Here is a 4,535-nt window from a genome sequence, read left to right on the forward strand (position 1 = left end):
GGTCCACTTCAGCACCGCAGCGCCGAGATCGGGCGCCTGGAGCGCCGCAGCGGCGCCGACTGTGTCGACCGAGCCGTCGATGCCGAGCGAGAGCATGTTCAGCCGGTTGGTGAGCACCGTCGAGCCGTCAGGCAGTGTCGTGAGGGCGAACTGCTGCCGGTAGGAGCGCAGGCGCGCCGTCAGCTCGAGGCGTGCGCCCGGGTCCCGCTGCGTGCCCACGAGGGTCAGCATCGACCCCGTCGCCGCGTTCTCGAGGGAGTAGTAGCCGTCGTCGACCGGCCGGGGGATCCAGACCTGCGTCTGGTCCGTGGAGCGCGCGGACTGGGTCACTCCGCTCGCCGCGCCGGTCAGCGCGTGTCCGCTGCGAGCGTTGACGATGCTCACCGGAACGTCCGCCCGCAGGTCGGGCCTGCGGACCGGCTTGGTGAGGCGCCCGCCGATCTTCACTCCGTTGACGTTGCTGTACCCGCCTCGGCCTTCGAGGACCTCGAAGCGGACGTACGCGACGTCGCGCGGTGCCCACTCGAGCGTCTTCGGCGTCGGATCGGGCGCCCAGGTGGGCGCTCCGACCTCGATGTACGTCACTCCGTCGGTCGAGACCGAGACCCGGGCGCGAGTGACGTCGCCGTCGGTGCCGTTGCGCCGCCACTGCTTCGGGAGGTACTGGAACGTGGTGACGTCGGACCAGACCCCGCCGAGGTCCAGGGTGAGGGTCGCCGGGAGCGCCAGCGCCCCTGTGCCCGGCCAGGTCGACCAGCAGGTCTCGACGTTCACGTCGCCGCGGCCGTCGATGGCCAGGTACGGTCCCTCCGTGGCGCGGTAGGCGGACGCGTGGGCGGCGACCGGCACCACGGGCCATTCGACCTTGACGGGCTGCGCCGGAAGGGCGGGGCGCGCGGTGTTCGGACCGGCCCAGGCCTGCCCGACCTCCGCGAGGCGCGCCACGATGTTCGCGTCCAGCCTGCCGTCGCGGTTCGGGGGGCAGTTCAGCAGGAACGACGTGAACCGGGGCTCGGTCACCGCCAGGTGGTCGAGGATGTCGGCGCGCGACATCAGCCCCTCGGTGGGAGTCGAGGGGTGCCAGAACCAGCCGTTGCTGATCGTCTGCCCCTGCACGCCCGCCTGGATGTTGCCGGCCGGCACCGTGATGCCGAGGGGCTCCTCCCAGAAGATGGCGTCGCCGAGCCAGGGCTGGGTCACGGCGCAGATGTCGGTGAGCAGGCAGTCGGGCTGCAGCTCCTTGACCAGCTGGTGGATGCGGCGGTAGTTGATCGCCTGCTGGCCCATCTGCCAGGTGTATCCGTCGGTCATCAGCAGGTCGATGTCGCCGTAGTTCGTCAGCAGCTCGGTGAGCTGGCCGAGGATGATGTCCATGTCGAGCGGGTCGGGCGCCTGGGTCTGATCGGGTGTGTGACCGCCGAAGCCCGCGATGGGCGCCGTGCGGTCCCAGATCGAGAAGTAGAACCCGACTCGCAGGCCCTGCGACCGGAACGCGTCGACGTACTGGCGGACCACGTCCTGCTTGTATCCGCTCGACATCACGTTCTGAGTGCCGAAGGCCGTCGGCCACAGCGAGAAGCCGTCGTGGTGCTTGGTCGTCAGGACCGCGTACTGCATCTTCGCGGCCTTGGCCGCGGCGGCCCACTGCGCGCAGTCGACCGACGGCGGCGCGAACAGCGACGGGGACTGGTTCGGCGTCGCCCATTCCTCGTTCGAGTAGGTGCCGAGGCTGTAGTGGATGAACATGCCGAAGCGCATGTCCACGAACCGCGCCAGCAGACGCTGGTTGGCCTCGGTGATGGTCTCACCCGGCTCCGCGGCGACAGCGGGCGCCGCGGCACCGGTCTGGGCGACCGCGGGCAGTGCGAATGCGGCACCGGCGCCGAGGCCGGCTCGAGCGACGAAGTTCCGTCGCGACCAGGAGGTGGTCTTTGTCATGGTTGTTTCCTTACGTCATCGGAGGGAAAGGAGCGAGGGACGAGAGTCGGCCTGTGCTGGTGATGCGCAGAGCGGGTTCAAGGCGTGACATCTGAGTCATGCGACATCGCTGCCAGGAGGAGATCGGCCGCCTCCCCCGTCAGGCCGATCGGCGAGGCGGCCGATGAGAGTTCTAGCGGCAGTTCAGTGCCCCGTAGAGGGCCGAGACGCTGGCGGAGGACTCCCCGGTCGTTGCAGTCACGGTTGCCGAACCGGCGGAGACGGACGGCGAGCGGGTGCTGAACGCGGTCGTCGATCGAGCACCCGGTGCAAGGGCGGCGATCGATTTCGTGCCCGCGGAGGTGACGACGCGCACTGCGGCCGGCTCCGTCCCGCGGTTGGTCGTCGTCACCGTCAGCACGACCTTCCCGGCGACGCAGCGCGGGACGGCCGACGCGGTCACCTCCACTCCGCCGACCGCGGTGAGGGTCGCGACCGCTCGGGTCGCCGCTCCGTTCGCGAGAGTGCCGCGCACCACGAGGGCCTCCCCGGCGCGATCGAGGACGGACGCGTCGAACGCCTCCCAGGCCACCGCGACCTGCTCGGTGCGCCCGCCGGTGAAGGTCGCCTGCACTGTCGCCGGCAGGGTGGTGCTCGTCGATCCGACTCTCACGTCCTGGGCGACCGGGGCGACCGAGGTCACCAGCAGCTCGGGCTGGTACGCGCCCAGCACCGCGTCGCGCTCCTCGCGGGAGATGCCGATCACCGAGCCGTGCCGGGGGGAGGCAGGCAGCGAGACCCGGTCGTCGGCGGCGGGGTCGAGGTAGGTCCAGCCGGGCTGCGAGACGTCCTCGGTGTGGAAGGCCTGGTACCCGGTGCCGGTGAACCAGTCGGCGAAGAGGTAGTAGCCGGAGCCGTTCACGTCGCCCTCGTTCGCGGGGAACACGGTCGGTCCCTCGACGATCTGGTCGTAGCCGGCGTTCCGCGCCACGCAGTTCTCGACGACCGACCAGTCGCCGCCGACCGGGTAGTCGACGTAGGTCGAGCGCAGGCTCGTCGAGCGCTCGGTGACGATGTCCTGGCAGCCCGCGTCCCCCGACACCTCCTTGGTGAAGCGGAAGTAGTCGTCACCCTGCTTGAGCACCGTGGCGTCGATGCGATCACCGGAGCCGACCCACACCTGCGGCTCCGAGAAGGTGCGGAAGTCGCGGGTCGTGGCGTAGACGATGCGCGAGTCGGTGGTGCCCGGAGCGCCCGTCACGTGCGGCTGCCCCTCGGGGTACACGCGCGAGGACCAGTAGACGACGTACTGGCCGATCGACTCGTCCCACTGCGCCTCCGGAGCCCAGGTCATGCCTGCCCACTCGGGCGAGACCTCGATGTGGCGCTGCTCTGACCAGTTCACGAGGTTGGTCGACTCCCAGATCTCGAGGTGCTTCGATCCGTTCGTGAACGACTCCGGCCAGGTGGTCTTCGTGATGTCGAGGTCGGTGGCGAGCAGGAAGAAGCGGTCGCCCTCGACCGAGCGCACGATCGAGGGGTCGCGCAGGCCCCGGGTGCCCTGGGAGGAGGTGAGCACGGGAGCGCCGTCATTGAGCTCGGTCCAGTCGAGGGCGTCGTTGCCGTCCGTGGTCGCGAAGCGGATCTGCTGCTGATCGGTGGAGTTGCCGCTGAAGTAGGCGAACAGGTAGGCCTCGTTCTCCGTCGCGGCGGGAGCGGCGAGGACGGTGAGCGGCAGGGTCAGGGTGCTGGTCGCGGTGCCGCGGCTGATCACGGCGGTGAGCGTCACGGAGGCGTCGGCTGCGCCGCGCACGACTGCGCCCTTCTCGACGACGTCGGCGAGTCCCTCCGTGGTGCTGCCGCTGGGGGTGTCGGTGTCGCTGACGACGGCGTCGTCCGAGGAGGTCCACGCGATCGCGACGCGGTCGGCGCCGGGCTCGGCGTCGCGGCCCTGCAGTTCGGCGAGCGTGCCGGGCAGCGTCAGGGCGCCCGAGACGCGCGAGCGCTCCTGGGCCGAGAAGGCGGGGGCGGCGAGCAGCGCGGCGCGGGCGGCGGCCACCCAGTCGGCGTCGGAGCGAGCGGGGCCCGAGGTGACGGGAGCGGCGGCCGTCGCGGCGGGACCCGTGCCCGCGGCGTTCTCGGCGCGCACGGCGATCGTGTAGCTGCCCTCGGCGACACCGCGCAGCACGGCGGTGCGGGCGGTCGCGGGGAGCGAGTCCGTGACGGCGGTGCCCCCGCCGACCGGGGTGAGGGTGACGCGGTAGCCCGAGACGGGCGCGCGGCCGGAGCCGGCGGGCGCGCCGGTCCACGAGACGCTCACGCTGTCGTCGGAAGACGTGCCACTGACGCTGGAGGGCTGGACGGTCGGCGCGACGAGGTCGGCCGAGTGCAGCGCGGCGACCTGCTCGGCGGTGAGCGCCTCGTCGAACACGCGCAGGTCGCGGAAGGACCCGGCGTAGGTGGGGTCGGTGCGGTAGTTGCTCTTCCCGATCAGCACGCTCAGCGGGCCGGCGAACTCGGCGATGCGCGTCGTCTTCGGCACCGCCGGGCCCATCGCCACGCCGTCGAGGTAGCCGCGGATCGAGTCGGCCGTGATGACCGTGGTGTATTGCGCCCAC

At 71.2% G+C, this 4,535-nt stretch carries 2 protein-coding genes; both read right to left on the reverse strand.

Annotation, left to right across the window (positions count from 1 at the left end; translation table 11 throughout):
* A partial coding sequence (locus C5C10_RS17165) for an alpha-L-fucosidase (RefSeq protein WP_104329869.1) occupies positions 1-1,938 on the reverse strand: 1,938 nt, incomplete at its 3' end.
* A 172-nt stretch (positions 1,939-2,110) separates the two neighbouring features.
* Positions 2,111-4,535, reverse strand: a 2,425-nt coding sequence (locus C5C10_RS17170) for a fibronectin type III domain-containing protein (protein ID WP_181073505.1), incomplete at its 5' end; no start/stop codon positions are given.

This window comes from Rathayibacter sp. AY1A3, assembly GCF_002930975.1.
Taxonomy (GTDB): Bacteria; Actinomycetota; Actinomycetes; order Actinomycetales; family Microbacteriaceae; genus Rathayibacter.